The sequence below is a fragment of the Nesterenkonia lacusekhoensis genome (assembly GCF_017876395.1).
GTDB lineage: Bacteria > Actinomycetota > Actinomycetes > Actinomycetales > Micrococcaceae > Nesterenkonia > Nesterenkonia lacusekhoensis.
In genome coordinates, this window is sequence record NZ_JAGINX010000001.1 from 267,722 (window position 1) to 287,543 (window position 19,822).

The window sequence follows — 19,822 nt, forward strand, 5'->3', positions numbered from 1 at the left end:
ATGAGTTCTACCGGCGGCCCGCTCGAGGGTCTGGAGCGCGCAGCGATCATCGACCCCGCTGCGATCAGGCATAACGTCCGCACCATCGCTGCGGCGGTCTCTCCTGCCAAGGTCATGGTGGCGGTCAAGGCCGACGGCTACGGTCACGGCGCGCTCACCGCTGCTCACGCGGCCCTCGACGGCGGCGCCGACTGGCTGGGCACCGCGCACGTGTCCGAGGCCCTCGAGCTGCGCGAGGCCGGGATCGAAGCTCCTCTCCTCGCCTGGCTGCACACCCCGGACACCGACTTCACCACGGCAGTGGAGCGGCACATCGCCCTGGGCATCTCCGGTTGGGAGATCGAGGCTGTGGCGGAGGCCGCCGCCGCACTGCAGACCCCCGCCCATGTGCACCTGAAGATCGACACCGGCCTGGGCCGCAACGGCTGCACCCGCGAGAAATGGCCCGAGCTGCTGCGGGCCGCCGCCGCCCATCAGGAGAGCGGCCTGATCAGCGTGGAAGGCATCTTCACCCACCTGGCGGTGGCTGATGAGCCGGACCGCCGCGAGACCGACGAGCAGCTGAGCCTCTTCCGGGAGGCGGTGGCCGCGGCGGAGGAGGTCGGCATCACCCCGGACCTGCGTCATGCGGCCAACACTCCCGCCGCCATGTCCCGCCCGGACGCTCACTTCGACATGGTGCGCGTCGGTGTCGGCGTCTATGGGCAGAGCCCCTTCGCTGACCGGACCGGGGAGGACTTGGGGCTGAAGCCGGCGATGGAGCTGCGGACCACAGTGGCCAACGTCAAGCGTGTGCCCGCCGGGCAGGGGATCAGCTACGGGCTGACCCACCGGGTGGACCGCCCGACGGCGCTGGGTCTCATTCCGCTGGGCTACGGCGACGGCGTGCCGCGCATCGCTGTGGACGCGCCGGTCCGCATCGGGGACAGGGTCTACCGCTCCGTGGGACGCGTGGCGATGGACCAGTTCGTGGTGGATCTGGAGGAGCCGGACACCGAGGTCCAGGTCGGCGACGACGTCGTCCTCTTCGGCGGCGAGTCGGGTCTCTCCGCCGCGGACTGGGGTGCGGCCGCTCAGACCATCAACTACGAGATCATCACCCGGGTCGGCGGTCGCGTCCCTCGGATCGTCCGCGACAGCGCCCTGGACCAGCAGGCACCGGCAGACCGTGCCCAGCAGGAGGACCAGCCGGAGCCGGAGACCCTGGCTCATCGGGAGAGCCAGCCGGACAGCGCGGTGCAGCCGGACGGGGAAGTCCAGCCGGATGGTGAAGTCCAGCAGCGGGAGGCGGCGCGATGACTCCCCAGGCGACCGCACCGGAAGACGGGCCGGAAGCACCGCTGCCCGGAGAGAACTGGGTCCTTCGGATTCCGCTGGCGGATCTGGAGTCCACGCAGCGCCTGGCCCACAGCCTGGCCGCTGTGCTTCCCGCAGGAACGCTGCTGGTGCTCACCGGCGGACTCGGAGCAGGGAAGACCACTTTCACCCAGAGCCTGGCCGAAGGGCTCGGCGTGACCGGACCGGTCAGCTCGCCGACCTTCGTGCTCAGCCGCATCCACCCCAGCGCGCAGGACGGTCCGGACCTGGTCCACGTGGACGCCTACCGGACCGATGCCGAAGGCCTGGAGTCGCTGGATCTGCTCTCGACTCTGAGCGGCTCGGTGACAGTGATCGAGTGGGGCCGCGGGCTGGTGGAGCACGCTCTGGTGGGCGAAGGCGGGTCCTGGCTGGACCTCGAGCTGATCAGGGACGACGCCGGCGACGCACCAGCTGCTGAGTCCTCGGGCCCCGGCGCGGAACCACAGATCATCACTGACTTCTCCGAGTCCGAGGAGGACATCCTCGGCACTCCGCGCCGGGCGGTGCTGCGCGGCTACGGGCCGGACTTCCCGGCCCCTCCCGCCTCGGTCCGCCGCGGCTGAACGCTCGCGACAACGCCTGTTCCGCCGGCAGGCGGCCGCTCAGCCTGGACCGATATCATGGTGGGGTGCTTCTCGCCATCGATTCCTCCGCCGGAGCCTCCGCCGCCGTCATCCATGACGGGCAGATCCTCGCCTCCTGGCGGACCGCAGAGACCAACACCCACGCCGAAGTCCTGGCCACCGCTGTGCAGGGGACGCTGGCCGAGGCCGGAACCGGGGGAGCGGGGCTGGACGGCGTCGTCGTCGGTGTGGGGCCCGGCCCCTTCACCGGTCTGCGTGTGGGCCTGGCCCTGGCGCACAGCCTCGCTGAGGTCTGGCAGAAGCCCCTGCACGGGGTCTGCAGTCTGGACTCGCTGGCGCTGCGAGCCGCCGCACAGGGTCTGACCGGAGAGTTCCTCGCCGCCAGCGACGCGCGGCGTCGGGAGATCTACTGGGCGCAGTACCGTGCGCAGTCACACGAGACCGACGGCTCCGGTCCGGTTGTGAGCTCCTCTCCGGCGGTCAGCAGTGGTCCGGCCGTCAGCAGTGGTCCAGCCGTCAGCCTCCAGGTGCTGGACGGACCCCATGTCTCCGCCGCCGCGGAGGCCCCCGGGCTGCCGGCTCTCGGGGCCGGCGTCGGGCTCTATGCCGAGCAGATCCATCTGGCCGAGGGCCTGCCCGAGGGTGCTGACCAGTGGCTCCCCGATGCCGAGGAGCTCGCGCAGCTGGTCGATTCCGGTGCGGCCCAGCTGCGTGACCCGCTGCCGCTCTACCTGCGGGAATCCGACGCCAAAGTGCCGCAGCAGATGAAGAGGGCCGGCGCATGAGCCACGACGCCGACGCCTCCTCATCGGAGGGGCCAGTCATGCCTGAGGGCACGGCGCTTCGTCCCATGGGTGCCGCCGACATCGCTGCGGTGCTGGAGCTGGAGAACCACCTCTTCCCGCACGATGCCTGGCCGGAGAGCTTCTTCTGGGATGAGCTCTCCCACGCCGTACCCTCCGCCACCCCGGAGCGTGCCACACGCGAATACTGGGTGGTCGAGGACACCGGCTCTGAGACGGAGCCCGGGCGCGTCATCGGCTATGCCGGCATGATGTGTCTGCTGCCGATCGCTGACGTCCAGACCATCGCAGTCGCCCCCGAGGCCCAGGGCGGAGGGGTGGGCACGCTGCTGCTGCGCACCATCATCGAGGCGGCCCGGCGGCGTCGCGCGGACCAGGTGCTCCTGGAGGTCCGGGCCGATAATCCCGGTGCCCAGTCGCTCTACCGCCGGGAGGGGTTCGAGCACATCCACACGCGTCGGCGCTATTACCTCGACGGTGAGGACGCACTGATCATGCAGAAGGCTCTGAAGGATCTCGACGCCCCGTCCACGGCGGCGACCTTCGGCAACGGCAGCACAGGAGGCGCGCGATGACAGTCCAGCAGAGCTCAGAGGCCAGAGAGCCCCTGGTCCTCGGGATCGAGACCTCCTGCGATGAGACCGGCGTGGGGATCGTCCGCGGCACCCAGCTGCTGGCCAACACCGTCTCCTCCTCCATGGAGGAGCACGTGCGCTTCGGCGGCGTCATCCCGGAGATCGCCGCGAGAGCGCATCTGGAAGCCTTCGTGCCCACCCTGCGCCGGGCGCTGGAGACTGCCGGGGTGGAGCTGGAGGATGTCGACGCCATCGCAGTCACCGCCGGGCCCGGACTGGCCGGTGCGCTGATGGTGGGCCTCTCCTCAGCCAAGGGCCTGGCGCTGGCCTCCGGCAAGCCGCTCTATGGGGTCAACCACCTGGTGGCCCATGTGGGCGTCGGACTGTTGGATGACCAGGACGGTGCGGTCCAGGAGCTGCCGCCCAACACCGGCGCGCTGCTGGTATCCGGCGGCCACACAGAGATCCTGAGGGTCGGCTCGCTGACCCATGACGTGGAGCTGCTGGGCTCGACCATCGACGACGCCGCAGGCGAGGCCTACGACAAGACGGCCCGTCTGCTCGGGCTCGGCTATCCCGGCGGTCCGGCCATCGACCGGGCCGCGGCCGAGGGGGACCCGTCAGCGTTCACCTTCCCGCGCGGGCTGACCATGCCCAAGTTCGTAGGAACGGCGGAGAATCCCGGCAAGCACCGGCACAACTGGTCCTTCTCCGGGCTGAAGACCGCTGTGGCGCGGGCCATCGAGCAGTTCGAGGAGGCAGGGCTGCCGGTGCCCACCGCCGATATCGCCGCCAGCTTCCAGGAGGCCGTGGTGGATGTGCTGACCGCCAAGGGGCTCCGTGCGGCCCAGGAGCACGGCATCACCACACTGCTGCTGGGCGGAGGGGTTGCGGCTAATCGCCGGCTGCGTGAGCTGCTCGCCGAGCGCTGTGCCGCGGCCGGCATCGAGCTGCGGGTGCCGCCGATCCCGCTGTGCACCGACAACGGAGCGATGGTGGCTGCGCTGGGCGCCCAGCTGGTGGCCGCCGGCGTCGGCCCCTCTGCGCTGGACATCCCTGCCGACCCCGGCCAGCCGGTGCAGAGGATCAGCGTCTGACTGTTGCCGCAATCAGCTGCTGCTGAGACTCAGGGCTGTTGCTGAGGCTCAGAGCTGCTGCTGCTGAGGCTCAGAGCATGCCCGGCCCGTTGATGGACATACGGGTCCGTGCGGCGGAGTCGAGGACCACCTGGCGCAGGTCGCCGTCGTGGTTCTCAGCGACTTTGAGCTGGCGCTGATAGCCGGCGCCGTCGTCCATCATCCGCTCCACCAGGCGGAGCTCCTTCTCGCATCCCAGCTCCTTGGCCACCGGCTCCAGCCGCTCCAGCTCTTTGGCGAGGTGATCGGTGATCAGCTCCTCATCACCGTTCTCGTTGAGGATGATGATGGCATCGAGCCCGTAGCGGGCTGCCCGCCACTTGTTCTCCTTGATGTACCAGGGCGGCATGGAGGTCACGGATCCGCCGTCCTCGAGGGTCTGGACGGTGTCGTGGACGATGCACTGGGTCAGCGCTGCCAGTGCGCTGATCTCCTCCAACGTGGCCACACCGTCACAGATGCGCAGCTCCACAGTTCCCAGCCGGGGAACGGCCCTGACGTCCCAGCGGACTTCGGTGACATCCTCGATGACCCCGGTGTGGGCCAGATCCGCCACGGCCCGCTCGTAGCCGGACCATTCCTCGAACTGATAGGACTGCCCAGCGGTGGGCAGCTGCTGGAACATCAGTGAGCGGTTGGAGGCGTAGCCGGTGTTCTCCCCGGACCAGAAGGGGGAGGAGGCGGAGAGCGCCTGGAAATGGGCGTTGTAGTTGCATAGTGCATTCACCGCAGGCATCGCCTGGCGCACGTCGTCCAAGCCGACATGGACATGGACGCCGTAGATGACCATCTGCCGTCCCCACCACTGGGTGCGGCGGATCAGCTCGTTGTAGCGCTCCTTATCGGTGACCGGCTGCTTGGCCGGCGGCGCGAAGGGATGCGAGCCCTGGCAGTAGAGGTCCACATCCAGCGGGTCGCAGTGGCGCATCACGCTGCGCGCCGTCTCGCGCAGCTGCTCCACCCCCTCCTCCACACTGCCGCACACATCGGTGATCAGCTCGATGGTGTTCAGCAGCAGCTCTTGCTTCACATAGGGGTGCTCCTCATCCGAGCCCAGCTCAGGCAGATCCTGGTGGGCGGCCTCCAGGATGCGCTCGGCCACGCTGCGCAGGTCACCGGTCTGTCGGTCCACCAGTGCCAGCTCCCACTCGATGCCGAGAGTCGAACGGTCAGACTGTGCGAAGGGCAGTTCCATCGTGGGTTCCTCTGGTCTGCGGGAGGGGTGACGGATCCAGACTAGCCGGATTTCCCTGGGCATCGGCTGGGGACTGCCCGTGCGGGGCGTGGCCGTTATCCTGGTCCCCATGCTCACCCGTCACAGAGGCTCATCACTCTCCGCAGCTGTGCTGCTGTCCGCTCTGCTGCTGACCGCCTGCGGAGGCGGCACGGCATCGGAGGGCGACGGCGACGGAGGTGACCAGTCTGAGGCGGAGCAGGATCAGCACCAGCAGGAGATCGAGGAGGCCGAGGCCGCTCGGGAGCAGGCGCTGGCAGGCCCCTCTGAGGCCCACCGTGAGGAGGCCGCCCAGCTGGTCTCCGAGCTGAGCCTCCAGCAGAAGGCCGGTCAGGTGCTGGTGGGCGAATACTCCAGCTCCGATGCCTCCGACATGGCTGGGCTGGTGCAGGAGCTCCATCTGGCGGGGGCCATCGTCATGGGCGACAACGTCCCCACCAGCGGTCAGGGTGCCGACCAGCCCGGGGCGGACCTCGCGGAGCTGGAGACTCAGCTCGCCTCCATCCAGGCGGCGGCCGAGGAGCGCGGCTACCCCGCGATGATCTCTGTGGACCAGGAGGGCGGCCTGGTCACCCGTGTGGGCGAGCCGCTGACCGAATGGCCGGCTCCCATGGCCTACGGCGCGGCCGCAGAGACCCTCGACGGCACCGGTCTGACCTGGCAGGGGCACCGTTTCATGGGGGAGGAGCTCGCTGAGCTCGGCTTCACCGCCTCTTTCGCGCCCAACGGGGACGTGACCGTGGGCGCGGCCGATCCCACAGTGGGCTCGCGCTCCTTCGGCTCCGACCCGGAGGCTGTGGCTGAGCTCTCGCTCAGCGGCATCCGTGGTCTGGCCGAGGGCGGCCTGATGGGATCGGTGAAACACTTCCCCGGACACGGCTCGGTCACCGATGACTCCCACCACACTCTGCCGGTGCAGGACGCCTCCCTGGAGGAGCTGCGTGCGCGGGACTGGGTGCCCTTCGCCGAGAGCATCGAGGCCGGAGTGCCGATGATCATGATGGGTCATATCGATGTCCCCGCCTTGGATGATGGGGTGCCCTCCTCCCTCTCCTCCGCCGCCTACGACGAGCTGCGCGAGATGGGCCACGACGGAGTGGTGGTCACCGACGCACTGAACATGGGTGCCATCGCCGACGGCTACGGACCGGACCAGGCGCCGGTCATGGCGCTGGAGGCCGGGGCGGACCTGCTGCTGATGCCCGCCGACGTCCGCGGAGCCCACGAGGCGATCGTCAGCGCCGTCGAATCCGGGGAGCTCAGTCAGGACCGCCTGGATGAGGCAGCCGAGCGTGTGGTGTCCCTGCTGCTCTGGCAGCAGGATCTGGAGGCCGGAGAGCTCGACGCCGGCCCCGGCGTGCAGATGCCCGAGGTTCTGCGCGATCACTACCTCAGCCAGGAAGAGGGGCTCACCGAGGAGGAATGGCTCCAGGACGATGCCGCCGAGGCAGAGTCCGGATCCTCCGAGGAGGCGGAGCGTCGTGCGCGCAGTGTGGCCGAACAGCTGGCCGCAGCCTCGGTGACGGTGGTCTCCGGCGAGTGCGGTGCCGATCAGTCAGAAGCCGGTCTGCAGATCAGCGGCGGCACTGAGCAGGACCAGGCGCGCTTGGCCGCGGCCGCCGAGCGGGCCGGCGTCGAGGTCTCCGGGGCCGGTGGGACGCAGGTGGTCCTGCTGGGCGGTGATCAGCCCGCCGCCGGCGGGGACGTGGCCGTGGCCCTGGACCGTCCGGAGGCGTTGGACGGATCGGCCGCTCCTGCCCAGATCGCCCTCTACGGCCGCACCGCGGAGTCCTTCGATGCGCTGATCGCAGTGCTCCAGGGAGCCGAGGCCCCCGGTGCTCTGCCGGTGGCGGTGGGCGAGCTCGAGCCCGGACACTCGGCCTGCTGATGTCTGAGGGGATGGAGAGGGTGACGGCCCAGCTGCAGGTGGGAATGGTCGCTTCGCAGAAGATCTCGGACCTGATCTCCGAATTCTCACTGGGCGAGTACGAGCTGGCCTCCTGGGAGACCAAGAGCGCAGTGGAGGACGAGTACCAGGTGTTGGCGGGGGCGCTGGAAGAGGTGCGTGACCTGGACCCGGAGTTCGCCGAGCGGATCCCGGGGCTGGCCGAAGCGGTCGGCGTCGGACGTCATATCTCCGCAGCCGAGCTGGAGGCTGAGGACGAGATCATCTGGCGCAGCGCCGCCGCAGAGCTGCCTCAGCTGCAGCAGGCCCTGCTCCAGCTGCTCATGCACAGCTGAGGGTCACAGGGCTGCAGGGTCACCGAGCCCACAGGGTCACCGGGTCCACAGGGTCACCGAGTCCACAGGGCCGCAGAGTCGCCGGCTCACAGCGGCTGCACGACGGCGGCGATGCGCTCCTGTCCGATCCGCACCAGAACCAGGGTGCGGTGGACCTTGGAGCCTCTGCTCTTCTTGCCTGATCTCTTCCCGCCGAGGATCTGCCGGCGCAGCTGTTCGGGCACGATGTCCACTCCGCGCTTCTTGATCTCCACGCTGGTCACCGCCTCCTCCTGGGCCCAGCGCTGCAGCGTCCTGACATTGAAGTCCATGACCTGTTCCACGCGGTAGCCGCGAGCCAGCGGGGCCAGGTCGTCCGCATAGGGCTCCGCTGCGACGAAATAAGCGATGTGCTCATCCAGCAGCTCGCCGCCGAACGCCGCCGCGCAGTCCTGGACCAGGCCCGCGCGGATGATGGCGCCGTCGGGTTCATAGAGGATTTCGTCGGGCACCGGCAGGCGCGCCGCGGAAGCGACGCCGTCGGCCTCAGGGGCCGCGCCGGCGTCGGGAGCTTCGGTCGTTCCGGCAGCGGTGTTCCAGCCGGAGGAAGAGGTCAGCTCCACAGCTCGGCGACCTTCCTCGCTGCTGTGCAGGACTGTGGCGGCGCGGGAGACGGCTGAGCGCTCGCCGTCGGCGTCGTCACTGCTGAGCCGCCGGGCCAGAGCATTGAACCAGAGCACGGCTTCGACCACATCGCCGCCGTCGCTGACCCATTCGGCTTCACAGCCCTCGGGGATCAGCTCATGCGGGATGCCTGGTCCCAGCTTCACCCCCATGGGGATGCCGGTCTCGGCCAAGCCGGTCACAAAGCTCAGCGGCGGGGAGAACGCCTCCGGGTCCCACACCCGCGACGCCGCGCCGCTGCCTGAATGCCCACGGCCGGCGTCGCGCCGCGCCGGATCCAGCCAGAGGCCCCAGCCCTCGGGCAGCGGGCCGTGCTGGTCCATGAACTCCTCGGCGGTGGTGTGCAACACGTCAGCCTCGGGGAAAGCCATCAGATTCACCGTGGCTGCGGCCGCAGTGGTCTCGTCGGCCTCCACGGCGATCACGTTCAGTCCCAGGGAGGCCAGGGCCATCGTGTCGCCGCCCAGCCCGCAGCCGAGGTCTGCGGCGTGGGTCAGGCCGGCCTCGCGGAAGCGCTGGGCATGACGGGCGGCCACCGGAAGTCGGGTGGCCTGCTGCAGTCCGTCCCGGGTGAAGAGCATCTGCTCGGCGAAGTCGCCGAACTTCGCCGCGGCCTCAGCGCGCAGGGAAGACTGCGTCAGTGCGGCGGCGACCAGCTCAGGAGAGTGGCCCTGCTTTCGCAGCTTCTGGTTGAGGGCCAGGGAGTCGGCCTCGGCGTAGGGCGGCAGGGAGTTGAGCAGTTCCCAGCCCTCCGGGGAGAGCAGCGGCTCCAGCGGGGAGGGGGAGCGGTCGGCGTCGTTCACCCTCCCACGCTATCGCGCAGCGCTTCTACCCCAGTTGTTTGGGCGAAGAGTTGCCGTCTCAGAGCTCGCAGGCCGTTGGGACGGCAACTCTTCGCCCACACAACTCCTGGAGGACACGCCCTGCCCACACTCTGAGACTGCGGCCTCGGAGGAGTTGCGGTCCTTGAGTTATGTCTGTAGGTTCTTTTCTGCTTAGGATAGGCTAAGTGCAAGGTTGGCATAATAGAGAACTCCACTCTTCGCTCAGTCGATCTCACTCTCTCCGAGGAAGGTTCCCCATGCTCGCAACCACTACGTCCCAGGCGTCTGCGCCGCATCGCCGCCGCGCAGCCGGCATCCTCTCCGCAGCGGCAGCCTCCGTTCTGCTGCTCTCCGCCTGCGCCGACGCCGAAGCAGAGAGCGGCAGCGCCGCCGGCTCCGGCGAGACCATCACTGTGGAGGATGACCACGGCACCCATGAGATCGACCTGGACAGCATCGAGTCCGTCGGCGCCTTCGACAACCGAAGCTTCCGGCTGCTGGAGGATCTCGGTGTGGAGCTGTCCGTGGCGCCCCGGGGCCTGATGCAGCCCCACGTCCACGAGACCTATGCCGAGGACGAGAGCATCCTGGACACCGGCAACCACCGCGAGCCCGACCTCGAGCAGCTCGCCGCCGCCCAGCCCGACCTGGTGATCACCGGCCAGCGCTACTCCGAGTACTACGACGAGATGGCCGATCTGATGCCGGAGGACGGCGTCATCCTGGAGTGGGATGAGGGGACCTCGGACCCGACCACCTTCTTCGAGGGCCTGCGCGAGCAGGTCACCAACATGGGCGAGATCTTCCAGGCCGAGGAGGAGGCCGATGAGCTCATCGCCGAGCTCGATGAGGCCCTGGAGCGTGTGGAGTCCGCCTACAACGGCGAGGATACGGTGATGGGCCTGGTCACCTCCGGCGGCGACATCAACTATGCCGGTCCCAATCAGGGCCGCGGCGTGGCTCCGCTCTTCCAGGAGTTCGACCTGGAGCCGGCGCTGGAGGTGGATGACGAATCCACCGACCATGAGGGTGACGACATCTCCGTGGAGGCCATCGCAGACTCGGATCCGGAGTGGATTCTCGTGCTGGACCGCGACGGCATGATGCCGGATGACCCGGAGTACACCGCGGCCGATGAGCTGATCGCCGACTCCCCGGCTCTTCAGCAGACCTCCGCGATCGAGAACGATCAGATCGTCTACATGCCGCAGAACATGTACATCACCGAGGACATCCAGGCCTACACGGAGTTCCTCAACGATTTCGCCGATGCCCTGGAGGAGGCTGAGTAAGGCTCAGCTGGCTTCGGAGGCTCAGGGTGATGGGCGTAAGGACTTTGTCCTCTCGTCCATCACCCTTAGGATTGCCTCACCGCTTTTAGCGCACTCGCCCCTGCTCTCACGCTGACGGAAGCCCTCTATGACCACCACCCTGCGTCAGGACGTCTCGCAGACCAGCCGAGACATCCTCGTGGATGATCCGCGCACCCGTCGGCACCGGCGGCTGTGGACGCCGGCGTTCCTCCTGGCGGTCCTGGTCACCCTGGGCCTGCTGGTGCTCTCCCTGGTGGTCGGCCAGTTCGACGTCTTCGGCGGAGAGGACTGGGAGAACTTCTGGATGTTCGGCATCACGCGAGTGCCGCGCACCGTCGCTTTGGTCCTGGCCGGCGCGGCCATGGCCATGTGTGGGGTCATCATGCAGCTGCTGACCCAGAACCGGTTTGTGGAGCCCTCCACGATGGGCACCACCGAATGGGCCGGACTCGGCCTCATCCTGGTCATGTGGCTCTACCCCTCCGCCTCTCTGGGGGAGCGGATGATCGGGGCCGTGATCATGTCCTTCGTGGGCACTATGGTCTTCTTCCTCTTCCTGCGCCGGGTCTCGCTGAAGTCCAGTCTGATCGTGCCGATCATCGGCATCATGCTCGGCGCCGTCGTCTCCTCCTTCACCACGTACCTGGCGCTGATGACCGACCGGCTCCAGACGCTGGGCATCTGGTTCCAAGGCTCCTTCACCGGAATCATCCAGGGCCGCTACGAGCTGCTGTGGATCGTGCTGGCCGTGACAGTGGCGGTGTTCCTGGTGGCCGACCAGTTCACCGTGGCGGGCCTGGGTCGAGACATGGCCACCAATGTGGGCCTGAACTACGCCTTGGTGCTGTTCATGGGCACTGCCATGGTGGCCGTGGCCACCGGAGTCACCGCCACCGTCGTCGGTACTCTGCCGTTCCTGGGACTGGTGGTCCCCAACATCGTGGCCCTGTTCCGCGGTGACGATCTGCGCACCAACCTGCCCTGGGTGGTGCTGGTGGGCATCTGCACCGTCACCATCTGTGACCTGATCGGCCGCACGATCATCGCTCCCTTCGAGATCCCGGTGGGCATGGTGCTGGGCCTGGTGGGCGGCGTCGTCTTCCTGGCTCTGCTGCTGCGCCAGCGCCGTCGGGGAGGCCTGGTCAGCTGATGTTCAAGCCGAGAGCCGCGGCACCTGCGCGCCGCCGAGACGCCGCTGAGCGCCCCCGGCGCTCCGGCCCGATCACCGGTCCGCAGCACAGGCGCCGCTATGTGATCACCATGTCGGTGCTGGTGCTTGCGGCGTTGGGCCTGACCTTCGGCATCATGACCTGGGACAACCCGGCCGAGACCGGTTCTCGTCCGTGGTGGCTGATCGTGGACATGCGGCGGGACTCGCTGATCACCATCGCCGTGGTGGCGCTGTGTCACGCGGTGGCCACCGTGGCATTCCAGACGGCCGTGAACAACCGCATCCTGACCCCCGGGATCATGGGCTTCGGCTCGCTCTACACGGCCATCCAGACCGGGGCGGTGTTTCTGCTGGGTGCCGGCGGGTCAGCCGCACTGGTCGGCGTCGGGCCCTTCCTGCTGCAGATGGTGGCCATGGTGCTGCTGGCGACGCTGCTCTACACCTGGCTGCTGAGCGGAAAGTTCTCCAACATCCACATCATGCTGCTGGTGGGCGTGGTGATCGGCGGTGTGCTGGGCTCGCTGTCGAACTTTATGCAGCGGATGCTGACCCCTTCGGAGTTCGACGTGCTCACCGCGCGTCTCTTCGGCAACATCTCCAACGCCCGGGCGGACTACCTGCCCTATGCCATCCCGCTGGTGCTTGTGGCCGTCGTGCTGATCTGGCTGCGGGCGAACTCGCTCAACGTCCTGGCCCTGGGCAGAAACACTGCCCAGAATCTGGGTCTGAACCATCAGCGTGAGCTGATCATCGTCATGGCGCTGGTCTCGCTGCTGGTGGCTGTGGCCACGGCGCTGGTCGGTCCCATGATGTTCCTGGGCTTCCTCTCGGCCACGTTGGCCTACCAGTTCGGCGACACCTATTCCCACCGCATGCTCTTCCCAATGGCGGCGCTCTTCGGCTACACCATCCTGGCCGCCAGCTACTTCGTCCTGCGCCACATCTGGGACGCCGGGGGAGCGGTCACCGTGATCGTGGAGCTGATCGGCGGACTGGTCTTCCTGATCGTTCTGATGAGAAAGGGGCGCTTGTGAGCATCACACTGACCGACGTCGCCAAGGACTATTCCTCGAGCGTGAAGATCGGGCCGGTCACCACCGAGATCCAGTCCGGCGGTGTGACTGCGCTGGTGGGCCCCAACGGTGCGGGCAAGTCCACCATCCTCACGATGATCGGGCGGCTGCTGGACATCGACACCGGTGAGATCACGGTGGCCGGCCATGACGTGGTCAACACGCCCTCGAAGACCATCGCCAAGATCCTCTCGGTGCTGCGCCAGGAGAACCACTTCGTCACCCGGCTGACGGTGCGTCAGCTGGTGGGATTCGGGCGGTTCCCGCATTCGAAGGGCCGGCTGACCATCGGCGACGAGAGGTACATCTCCGAGGCCATCGACTTCCTGAATCTGACCGATCTGGAGGACCGGTACCTGGATCAGCTCTCCGGCGGGCAGCGCCAGCGGGCCTATGTGGCCATGGTGCTGGCGCAGAACACCGACTACGTGCTGCTGGACGAGCCGCTTAACAACTTGGACATGCAGCATGCGGTCCAGATGATGAAGCAGCTGCGCCGGGCCGCCGATGAGCTGGGACGCACTGTGGTGATCGTGCTGCACGACATCAACTTCGCCGCCCACTACTCGGACAGGATCCTGGCGATGAAGGATGGCCAGGTGGTCGAGCACGGGACCCCGCGGGAGATCATGCGCGATGAGGTGCTCACCGGCATCTTCAACACCGACATCCAGGTGATCGAGGGTCCCAGCGGCCCGCTGGCGGTGTACTACTGATTGCGCCTGTCTCACTGTCTGAGACAGGCGCAATCTTCCTGCGGGATTCCTGGCAAGCGGTCTTACGATCTTTGAGTCTGCACGCCTCTGCGCGTGCGATTCACCCAGAATCGTTCCTCCTTGGAGAACTGAGAGTCCCATGTCAACGACAACCGACCCGGCCGCGCAGCCGGACCCGAACAGTGCCGATCCCAATGCCGGGGATCGGATCGCCGATGAGAACCTGAAGACTCCGCGGCGCCGCATCATCGTAGCGTCGCTGATCGGCACCACGATCGAGTTCTACGACTTCTACATCTACGCCACGGCGGCCGTCTCGGTCTTCCCGATCCTCTTCTTCACCGCAGAGGACGACGGGGCCGCCCTGCTGGCCTCCATGGCCACCTTCGGTGCAGCCTTCGTGGCACGACCGCTGGGCGCTGTGCTCTTCGGGCATCTGGGCGACACCATCGGGCGCAAGGCGACGCTGGTCGGTGCACTTCTGACGATGGGACTGGCCACCTTCCTGATCGGCGCACTGCCGACGATCTACCAGATCGGGCTCTGGGCTCCGGCCATGCTGACGATCTTCCGCTTCTGCCAGGGCCTCGGCCTGGGCGGTGAGTGGTCCGGCGCAGCCCTGCTGGCCAGCGAGACCGCCAAGCCCGGGAAACGGGCCCAGGCCGCCATGTGGCCCCAGCTGGGCGCGCCCTTCGGCTTCATCCTGGCCAACGGCCTCTTCCTCATCCTGGCCTGGTTCTACAGCTACGACTCCAACGCGATCCGCGCTCTGGCCGATGAGGACATCGACGCCGCACTAGCCGATCCCTTCCTGGTGTGGGGCTGGCGCATCCCGTTCCTGCTCTCTGTGGTGATGGTCGGCATCGGGCTCTATGTCCGCCTGCGGATCGAGGAGACCCCCGTCTTCGCCAAGGCGCTGGAGAACAAGGAGAAGACCAAGGTCCCGGTGGGCGAGGTCTTCCGCAAGAACTGGCGCGAGATCATCCTGGGCACCTTCATCATGCTGGCCACCTACGGCCTGTTCTACCTGATGACCACCTGGATCCTCTCCTACTCGATCGCCGCTCCCGGCGAGGACGGCACCCAGGGACTGGGCTATGACTACATGGACTTCCTGATCCTGCAGGTCGTGGCCATCGTGTTCTTCGCGATCTTCGTGCCGGTCGCCGGCCGTCTGGCCGACACCTTCGGCCGCCGTCGGATGCTGATGGTCACCACTGCGGGCATCATGATCTTCGGCTGCACCTTCGGCTTCTGGCTCAGCGCTGAGAACATCGGCTCCGGCGAGGACCTGAACGTCTGGCAGATGCTCATCTTCCTGTGCGTGGGCATGTCCCTGATGGGTCTGACCTTCGGCCCCATGTCGGCCTACCTGCCGGAGCTCTTCCCCACCAACACCCGCTACACCGGCTCCGGGGTGGCCTACAATCTGTCCTCGATCCTCGGTGCGGCGCTGACCCCATTCGTCGCCGTGTGGCTGGTCCAGACCTACGCCGTGTGGGCGGTGGGGCTCTACTTGGCCCTCCTGGGCGCCCTGACCATGATCAGCCTCATCCTCTCTCCGGAGACCTCGAAGCGGTCCCTCTACACCGCGGAGAAGCAGGAGGGGTGAAGCTTACACCCCCGACGACGGCGGCCCCTCACCGCGTGACTGTGACCTGATCACAGCGCCGGGTGAGGGGCCGCCGTCGTCGTTGTGGGGGTTCTCCCGCGTGAGTTGTTTGGGCGCAGAGTTGCCGTCTCAGCGACTTCCGGGGCCTGAGACGGCAACTCTGCGCCCAAACAACTGGGGAGGGAAGCGGGGAGGGATGCGGGAGCGCGTTCGGCGGCCCCGGACCTCAGTGCATCAGTGTCAGTGCATCAGGGAGATGAGCTCCGCGCGGTTCCGGGCGCCGGCCTTCTTCAGCAGCTTGGAGATGTGGAACTTCACCGTGTGCTCGGTGACGCCCAAGGTCCGGGCGATCTCCGCATTGCGCGCCCCGCGGGCCAACTCGTTGAGCACCTCGCGCTCACGCTCGCTGAGCTCAGGAAGCCCGCCCAGCGGAGCTGGCGCGCTCACCGGGTCCAACGGGATGCTGATGCTCATCTCCGTCCCCCATCCCGGGGTGGAGGCCACCGTCATCTGACCGTCCAGGGCGGTGACATGCTCGCTGACCGGGCGCAGGACATCGTCGTGGGGCTGAGTCTCCCCGCGGCCGTCGTCGCGGATGTTGATCAGCAGATTCAGCCCGTCGCAGTCCCAGTGCACCCGTGAGCGACGTGCCTCGCCGGCATTGACCAGCACCAGCAGCACGTTGCGGACGATCGCCCGTGCGGCATGGGCGACGTCGCCGGGCAGGGCGCGGCCATTGGCCGGCGGCTCCACGAACTCGACATCCAGCTCGCCGAAGCGGACCAGCGGCTGGACATCCTCTTTGAGACGCGAGAACGCTCCGACCACCGGCTCCAACGGGTCCTGATGCTCATCGGTGGAGGTGCGCAGCCGCACCAGCGCCGTGGCGGCGATCTGTGTGGCCGTCTCACGGGCTCCACGGTCGTTCATCCTGGAGGAGCGCAGCACAGAGAGCAGCGACTCCAGGGTCACGGCATAGCGGTCGGCCTGTTCGGAGAGCGCCCGTGCCTGGTTGGCCAGCTGCGCCCGGGTGCGGCGCTCGGCAGAGGGACCTGCTTCCTCTGCAGTGGTCTGCGGTTCAGTCACGGGCCCAGCCTAGCTGAGCCCACCTGCCCCCATCAGCCCAGGACAGGCGACGGCACCGCCCTGCCCGGGTCGGGGCAGGACGGCGCCGTCGTGTCCGGGTCGGTGGGCTGTCCGATCAGCCGACCGGAGTGAGGCTGAGGGCATCGCGCAGCGTCTGGGCCGCGGCTCCGACGTCATCGGCGGAGTAGATGGCCCCTCCGGCCACAGCGATCTGCGCGCCGGCGTCTCGGACCGAGCCGATGGAGGCGGGCTTCACGCCGCCGGCCACAGAGAACGGGACGCCTGCGGCCCGGCCGGCCTCGAGCAGCCCCTCCAGGGAGTACCCCTCCTGGGCCTGTTCGTCCAGCCCGGCGTGCATCTCCACGAACTCGGCGCCGAGGCCGACCACCTGCTGCGCGCGGGCAACCTTGTCCGCCACGCCGATCAGGTCGACCACGATGCCCTTGCCGTGTTTGGTGGCGGCCGCGACGGCGCCGGCGATCGTCGAGTCGTCGGCGGATCCCAGCACGGTCACCAGATCGGCGCCTGCGCTGAAGGCGATGTCGGCCTCGAGCTCTCCGGCGTCCATCGTCTTCATGTCGGCGAAGACCGTCTTGTCTGGGTGGGCCTCTCGGATCGCGGTGACTGCGGAGAGCCCGGCGGACTTGATCAGCGGTGTGCCCAGCTCAAGGATATCCACGTGGGGCGCAGCGGCATCAGCCCACTCCAGCGCCTGCTCGGTGGTCAGCGTGTCCATGGCGAATTGGATCTTCATAGCGGGTTCCTTTGTGTCGAGGGTCGTCGGGGAGAGGTCGGCGGCCGGTCTGGCCGCCGGGGTCTATTCGAGGTTGGTGTGGCGGGGCCAGAGGTCCTCGCCGCTCTGGTCGCTGCGGTGCCAGAGAGTATGGAAGAGGGCATCGCCCAGGAGGACGACGGTCTGTTCGAAGAGCGACCCGGCGTACTGCGCTGAGGAGGCGCTGCTTCGGTCCAGCTTCTCCGCGGCAGGGACGACGGCGACGGCGTCGGAGAGCTCGCCCAGCGCAGACTGCGGGGCGATCGTCACCGAGGCCACTCGCGCCCCGACCTCCTTGGCCTTCTGAGCTGCTCTGAGGATGCTGCCGGTGGTCCCGGAGCCGCTGGCCGCCAGCAGGACGTCGCCTGGGCCGATGGCCGGGGTGGTGGTCTCACCGACCACGTAGGTCGTCTTTCCCAGGTGCATCAGCCGCATGGCCGTCATCTTCAGAGCGAGGCCGGAGCGCCCGGCCCCGACGACGAAGATGCGCTCGGCGCCCTCGATGAGCCCAGCGAGCTCCTCGAGCCGCCCACCTCCGGCGACGGTCGCGGCCGTACGGGAGAGCTCGTCGCTGATGAGCTCCAGGGAGGCTGTCACTGTCTGTTTCGAAGTGGTCACATCTCGATCATGCGCCGCCGCGGAGCCCGCGCACAGCTCGCCGAAAGACCAGAACAACTGCCCCTTCGATCAGGCCTAGCCGTAGGGCTAGTGGATGCTGGCCGTGCCGCCTGACCGTGCCAGCACAGCAGGGTGAGACGACGACGGCGGCCCCTCACCTGGAATCCCAGGTGAGGGGCCGCCGTCGTCGTATGGAGCGGGCGGATCAGCCGCGGTGCGGGACCGTCACTCGATGGTGGCGATGACCTCGCCGGCGCTGAGCGTCTTGCCGGCCTCGACCTTCAGGCCCTTGAGCTTGCCGGTCTTATGGGCGGTGATCGGCTGTTCCATCTTCATGGCCTCCAGGACCAGCACCAGGTCACCTTCCTCGACCTTCGCGCCCTCCTTGGCGGCCAGCTTCACCACAGTGCCCTGCATAGGAGAGGTCAGCTGGTCGCCGGAGGCGCCGACGGCGCCTCCGGAGCGGCGCGCCTTGCGCTGCTTCTTGGCCCCGGCCGGGCGTCCGCCGAGCTTGCCTGCGGAGAGGGACTCGGGAAGATTCACGGTGACCCGCTTGCCGTTGACCTCCATGACCACGGACTCGCGGCCCTCGGTCGACTCAGCGCCGGGGTGGGCGGTCAGCGTGTTGAACGGCTGGATGGTGTTGTCGAACTCCGTCTCGATCCACCGGGTGTGCACGGAGAAGGACTCCGGGATGCGCTTGCGGGCGGCAGGGGTGGCGGCCTTCTGGCCCACCTCGGGAGCGAAGGCCGGGTCCTCCACCACAGCGCGATGGAAGGGCAGCACAGTGGGCATGCCCTCCACCGTCATCTCGGTCAGGGCGCGCTTGGCGCGGCGCAGCGCCTGCTCACGGTCGGCGCCGGTGACGATCAGCTTGGCGACCATGGAGTCGAAGGATCCGGAGATGGTCTCACCGGCACGGACGCCGGAGTCCACACGGACCCCGGGGCCGGTGGGCAGCTCGAAGCGGTCCAGAGTGCCCGGTGCGGGCATGAAGTTGCGGCCCGGGTCCTCGCCGTTGATGCGGAACTCGAAGCTGTGGCCGCGGACCTCCGGGTCGTCGTAGCCGAGCTTCTCGCCGCGCGCGATCCGGAACTGCTCGCGGACCAGGTCGAGGCTGGCGACCTCCTCGGAGACCGGGTGCTCGACCTGCAGGCGCGTGTTGACCTCCAGGAAGCTGATGGTGCCGTCCTGGCCGATCAGGAACTCACAGGTGCCGGCGCCCACATAGCCGGCCTCCTTCAGCAGCGCCTTGGAGGCCCGGTAGAGCTGCCGGTTCTGCTGGCGGCTCAGGAAGGGGGCCGGAGCCTCCTCCACGAGCTTCTGGTTGCGGCGCTGCAGGGAGCAGTCTCGGGTGGAGACCACCACGACGTTGCCGTGCTCGTCGGCCAGGCACTGAGTCTCCACGTGGCGGGGCCGGTCCAGGAACTTCTCGATGAAGCACTCGCCGCGGCCGAAGGCGGAGACGGCCTCACGGACCGCCGACTCATAGAGCTCGACGATCTCCTCCTTCTCGCGGACCACCTTGATGCCGCGTCCGCCGCCGCCGTAGGCGGCCTTGATCGCGATGGGCAGGCCCTGCTTCTCGGCGAACTTCACGACCTCATCGGCGTCTTTGACCGGTTTCTTGGTGCCCGGGGCCAGGGGAGCGCCCACCTTCTCGGCCAGCTGGCGAGCCGAGACCTTGTCGCCCAGGGTCTCGATGGCTTCCGGGGAGGGGCCGATCCACACCAGGCCGGCGTCGATCACGGCGCGGGCGAACTCGGCGTTCTCGGAGAGGAAGCCGTAGCCGGGGTGGACGGCATCGGCGCCGGTGGCCCGGGCTGCCTCCAGGATCTTGTCGATGACCAGGTAGCTCTCGGCCGCGGAGGATCCGCCCAGGCTGAAGGCCTGGTCGGCCATCTTCACATGCACGGCCTCGCGGTCCGGCTCGGCGTAGACGGCCACCGCGGTCAGGCCTTCGTCGTGGGCTGCGCGGATCACGCGCACAGCGATCTCGCCGCGGTTGGCGATCAGCACCTTGGAGAAGTCGGTCATCGTCG

General features: G+C 68.1%; 18 protein-coding genes. 12 read left to right on the top strand and 6 right to left on the bottom strand.

Annotated features, from left to right (window positions below):
* The 5 genes from alr to tsaD all read left to right on the top strand — a co-directional run bounded on the left by alr (position 1) and on the right by tsaD (position 4,418).
* On the top strand, positions 1-1,299 hold the full coding sequence (gene alr / locus JOF45_RS01300; protein ID WP_210047432.1) for an alanine racemase: 1,299 nt from the start codon (positions 1-3) through the stop codon (positions 1,297-1,299).
* On the top strand, positions 1,296-1,922 hold the full coding sequence (tsaE, locus tag JOF45_RS01305; protein WP_210047433.1) for a tRNA (adenosine(37)-N6)-threonylcarbamoyltransferase complex ATPase subunit type 1 TsaE: 627 nt from the start codon (positions 1,296-1,298) through the stop codon (positions 1,920-1,922). Before alr ends, tsaE begins: the two co-directional genes overlap by 4 nt.
* 65 nt (positions 1,923-1,987) lie before the next feature.
* A complete protein-coding gene (gene tsaB / locus JOF45_RS01310; RefSeq protein WP_210047434.1) occupies positions 1,988-2,728 on the top strand; it encodes a tRNA (adenosine(37)-N6)-threonylcarbamoyltransferase complex dimerization subunit type 1 TsaB in 741 nt (246 codons plus the stop codon).
* Positions 2,725-3,321 carry a ribosomal protein S18-alanine N-acetyltransferase gene (gene rimI / locus JOF45_RS01315; RefSeq protein WP_245324100.1) on the top strand — a complete coding sequence of 199 codons (597 nt, stop codon included), beginning with the start codon at positions 2,725-2,727 and terminating at the stop codon, positions 3,319-3,321. Before tsaB ends, rimI begins: the two co-directional genes overlap by 4 nt.
* Positions 3,318-4,418: a tRNA (adenosine(37)-N6)-threonylcarbamoyltransferase complex transferase subunit TsaD gene (gene tsaD / locus JOF45_RS01320; RefSeq protein ID WP_210047435.1), complete on the top strand. Its 1,101-nt coding sequence runs from the start codon at positions 3,318-3,320 to the stop codon at positions 4,416-4,418. The genes rimI and tsaD overlap by 4 nt, the downstream gene beginning before the upstream one ends.
* A 70-nt stretch (positions 4,419-4,488) precedes the next feature.
* On the opposite strand, the gene JOF45_RS01325 is transcribed toward tsaD, so the two are convergent.
* A complete protein-coding gene (locus JOF45_RS01325) occupies positions 4,489-5,652 on the bottom strand; it encodes a glutamate--cysteine ligase (protein ID WP_210047436.1) in 1,164 nt (387 codons plus the stop codon).
* Positions 5,653-5,761: 109 nt separating this feature from the next.
* Between JOF45_RS01325 and JOF45_RS01330 the strand changes: the two genes are divergently transcribed.
* Positions 5,762-7,579: a glycoside hydrolase family 3 protein gene (locus JOF45_RS01330; protein WP_210047437.1), complete on the top strand. Its 1,818-nt coding sequence runs from the start codon at positions 5,762-5,764 to the stop codon at positions 7,577-7,579.
* Entirely contained in the window at positions 7,579-7,932 is a 354-nt protein-coding gene (locus JOF45_RS01335) for a hypothetical protein (protein WP_210047438.1), read from the top strand. Before JOF45_RS01330 ends, JOF45_RS01335 begins: the two co-directional genes overlap by 1 nt.
* A gap of 86 nt (positions 7,933-8,018) precedes the next feature.
* On the opposite strand, the gene JOF45_RS01340 is transcribed toward JOF45_RS01335, so the two are convergent.
* Positions 8,019-9,398, bottom strand: a complete 1,380-nt coding sequence (locus JOF45_RS01340) for a class I SAM-dependent methyltransferase (protein ID WP_210047439.1) — start codon at positions 9,396-9,398, stop codon at positions 8,019-8,021.
* A 278-nt stretch (positions 9,399-9,676) separates the two neighbouring features.
* Here JOF45_RS01340 and JOF45_RS01345 point away from each other — a divergent pair, with 278 nt between their 5' ends.
* The 5 genes from JOF45_RS01345 (at position 9,677) to JOF45_RS01365 (ending at position 15,304) form a co-directional block, all read left to right on the top strand.
* Positions 9,677-10,711: a siderophore ABC transporter substrate-binding protein gene (locus tag JOF45_RS01345; RefSeq protein ID WP_210047440.1), complete on the top strand. Its 1,035-nt coding sequence runs from the start codon at positions 9,677-9,679 to the stop codon at positions 10,709-10,711.
* 127 nt (positions 10,712-10,838) lie between these two features.
* Positions 10,839-11,882: an ABC transporter permease gene (locus tag JOF45_RS01350; RefSeq protein ID WP_210047441.1), complete on the top strand. Its 1,044-nt coding sequence runs from the start codon at positions 10,839-10,841 to the stop codon at positions 11,880-11,882.
* The gene (locus JOF45_RS01355) at positions 11,882-12,937 is read left to right on the top strand and encodes an iron chelate uptake ABC transporter family permease subunit (protein ID WP_210047442.1); all 1,056 of its coding nucleotides are present in this window, start codon (positions 11,882-11,884) and stop codon (positions 12,935-12,937) included. The genes JOF45_RS01350 and JOF45_RS01355 overlap by 1 nt, the downstream gene beginning before the upstream one ends.
* Positions 12,934-13,692, top strand: coding sequence for an iron ABC transporter ATP-binding protein (locus JOF45_RS01360; RefSeq protein WP_378579564.1), 759 nt, complete (start codon positions 12,934-12,936; stop codon positions 13,690-13,692). The genes JOF45_RS01355 and JOF45_RS01360 overlap by 4 nt, the downstream gene beginning before the upstream one ends.
* A 139-nt stretch (positions 13,693-13,831) precedes the next feature.
* Positions 13,832-15,304, top strand: a complete 1,473-nt coding sequence (locus JOF45_RS01365; protein WP_210047443.1) for an MFS transporter — start codon at positions 13,832-13,834, stop codon at positions 15,302-15,304.
* 240 nt (positions 15,305-15,544) lie between these two features.
* On the opposite strand, the gene JOF45_RS01370 is transcribed toward JOF45_RS01365, so the two are convergent.
* The 4 genes from JOF45_RS01370 to JOF45_RS01385 form a co-directional block, all read right to left on the bottom strand.
* Positions 15,545-16,390: a LuxR C-terminal-related transcriptional regulator gene (locus JOF45_RS01370; RefSeq protein ID WP_342591361.1), complete on the bottom strand. Its 846-nt coding sequence runs from the start codon at positions 16,388-16,390 to the stop codon at positions 15,545-15,547.
* A gap of 115 nt (positions 16,391-16,505) precedes the next feature.
* Positions 16,506-17,144: a 3-hexulose-6-phosphate synthase gene (gene hxlA, locus JOF45_RS01375; protein ID WP_210047444.1), complete on the bottom strand. Its 639-nt coding sequence runs from the start codon at positions 17,142-17,144 to the stop codon at positions 16,506-16,508.
* Positions 17,145-17,207: 63 nt separating this feature from the next.
* The gene (gene hxlB / locus JOF45_RS01380) at positions 17,208-17,780 is read right to left on the bottom strand and encodes a 6-phospho-3-hexuloisomerase (protein WP_210047445.1); all 573 of its coding nucleotides are present in this window, start codon (positions 17,778-17,780) and stop codon (positions 17,208-17,210) included.
* A gap of 225 nt (positions 17,781-18,005) precedes the next feature.
* On the bottom strand, positions 18,006-19,817 hold the full coding sequence (locus JOF45_RS01385) for an acetyl/propionyl/methylcrotonyl-CoA carboxylase subunit alpha (protein WP_210047446.1): 1,812 nt from the start codon (positions 19,815-19,817) through the stop codon (positions 18,006-18,008).
* Positions 19,818-19,822: the final 5 nt, after the last annotated feature.

Bases quoted from the DNA above. Each gene is read 5' to 3' on its own strand.
- alr (WP_210047432.1), top strand. From the start codon at position 1: ATGAGTTCTACCGGCGGCCCGCTCGAGGGTCTGGAGCGCGCAGCGATC.
- tsaE (WP_210047433.1), top strand. From the start codon at position 1,296: ATGACTCCCCAGGCGACCGCACCGGAAGACGGGCCGGAAGCACCGCTG.
- rimI (WP_245324100.1), top strand. From the start codon at position 2,725: ATGAGCCACGACGCCGACGCCTCCTCATCGGAGGGGCCAGTCATGCCT.
- tsaD (WP_210047435.1), top strand. From the start codon at position 3,318: ATGACAGTCCAGCAGAGCTCAGAGGCCAGAGAGCCCCTGGTCCTCGGG.
- JOF45_RS01325 (WP_210047436.1), bottom strand. From the start codon at position 5,652: ATGGAACTGCCCTTCGCACAGTCTGACCGTTCGACTCTCGGCATCGAG.
- JOF45_RS01330 (WP_210047437.1), top strand. From the start codon at position 5,762: ATGCTCACCCGTCACAGAGGCTCATCACTCTCCGCAGCTGTGCTGCTG.
- JOF45_RS01335 (WP_210047438.1), top strand. From the start codon at position 7,579: ATGTCTGAGGGGATGGAGAGGGTGACGGCCCAGCTGCAGGTGGGAATG.
- JOF45_RS01345 (WP_210047440.1), top strand. From the start codon at position 9,677: ATGCTCGCAACCACTACGTCCCAGGCGTCTGCGCCGCATCGCCGCCGC.
- JOF45_RS01350 (WP_210047441.1), top strand. From the start codon at position 10,839: ATGACCACCACCCTGCGTCAGGACGTCTCGCAGACCAGCCGAGACATC.
- JOF45_RS01355 (WP_210047442.1), top strand. From the start codon at position 11,882: ATGTTCAAGCCGAGAGCCGCGGCACCTGCGCGCCGCCGAGACGCCGCT.
- JOF45_RS01365 (WP_210047443.1), top strand. From the start codon at position 13,832: ATGTCAACGACAACCGACCCGGCCGCGCAGCCGGACCCGAACAGTGCC.
- hxlA (WP_210047444.1), bottom strand. From the start codon at position 17,144: ATGAAGATCCAATTCGCCATGGACACGCTGACCACCGAGCAGGCGCTG.
- JOF45_RS01385 (WP_210047446.1), bottom strand. From the start codon at position 19,817: ATGACCGACTTCTCCAAGGTGCTGATCGCCAACCGCGGCGAGATCGCT.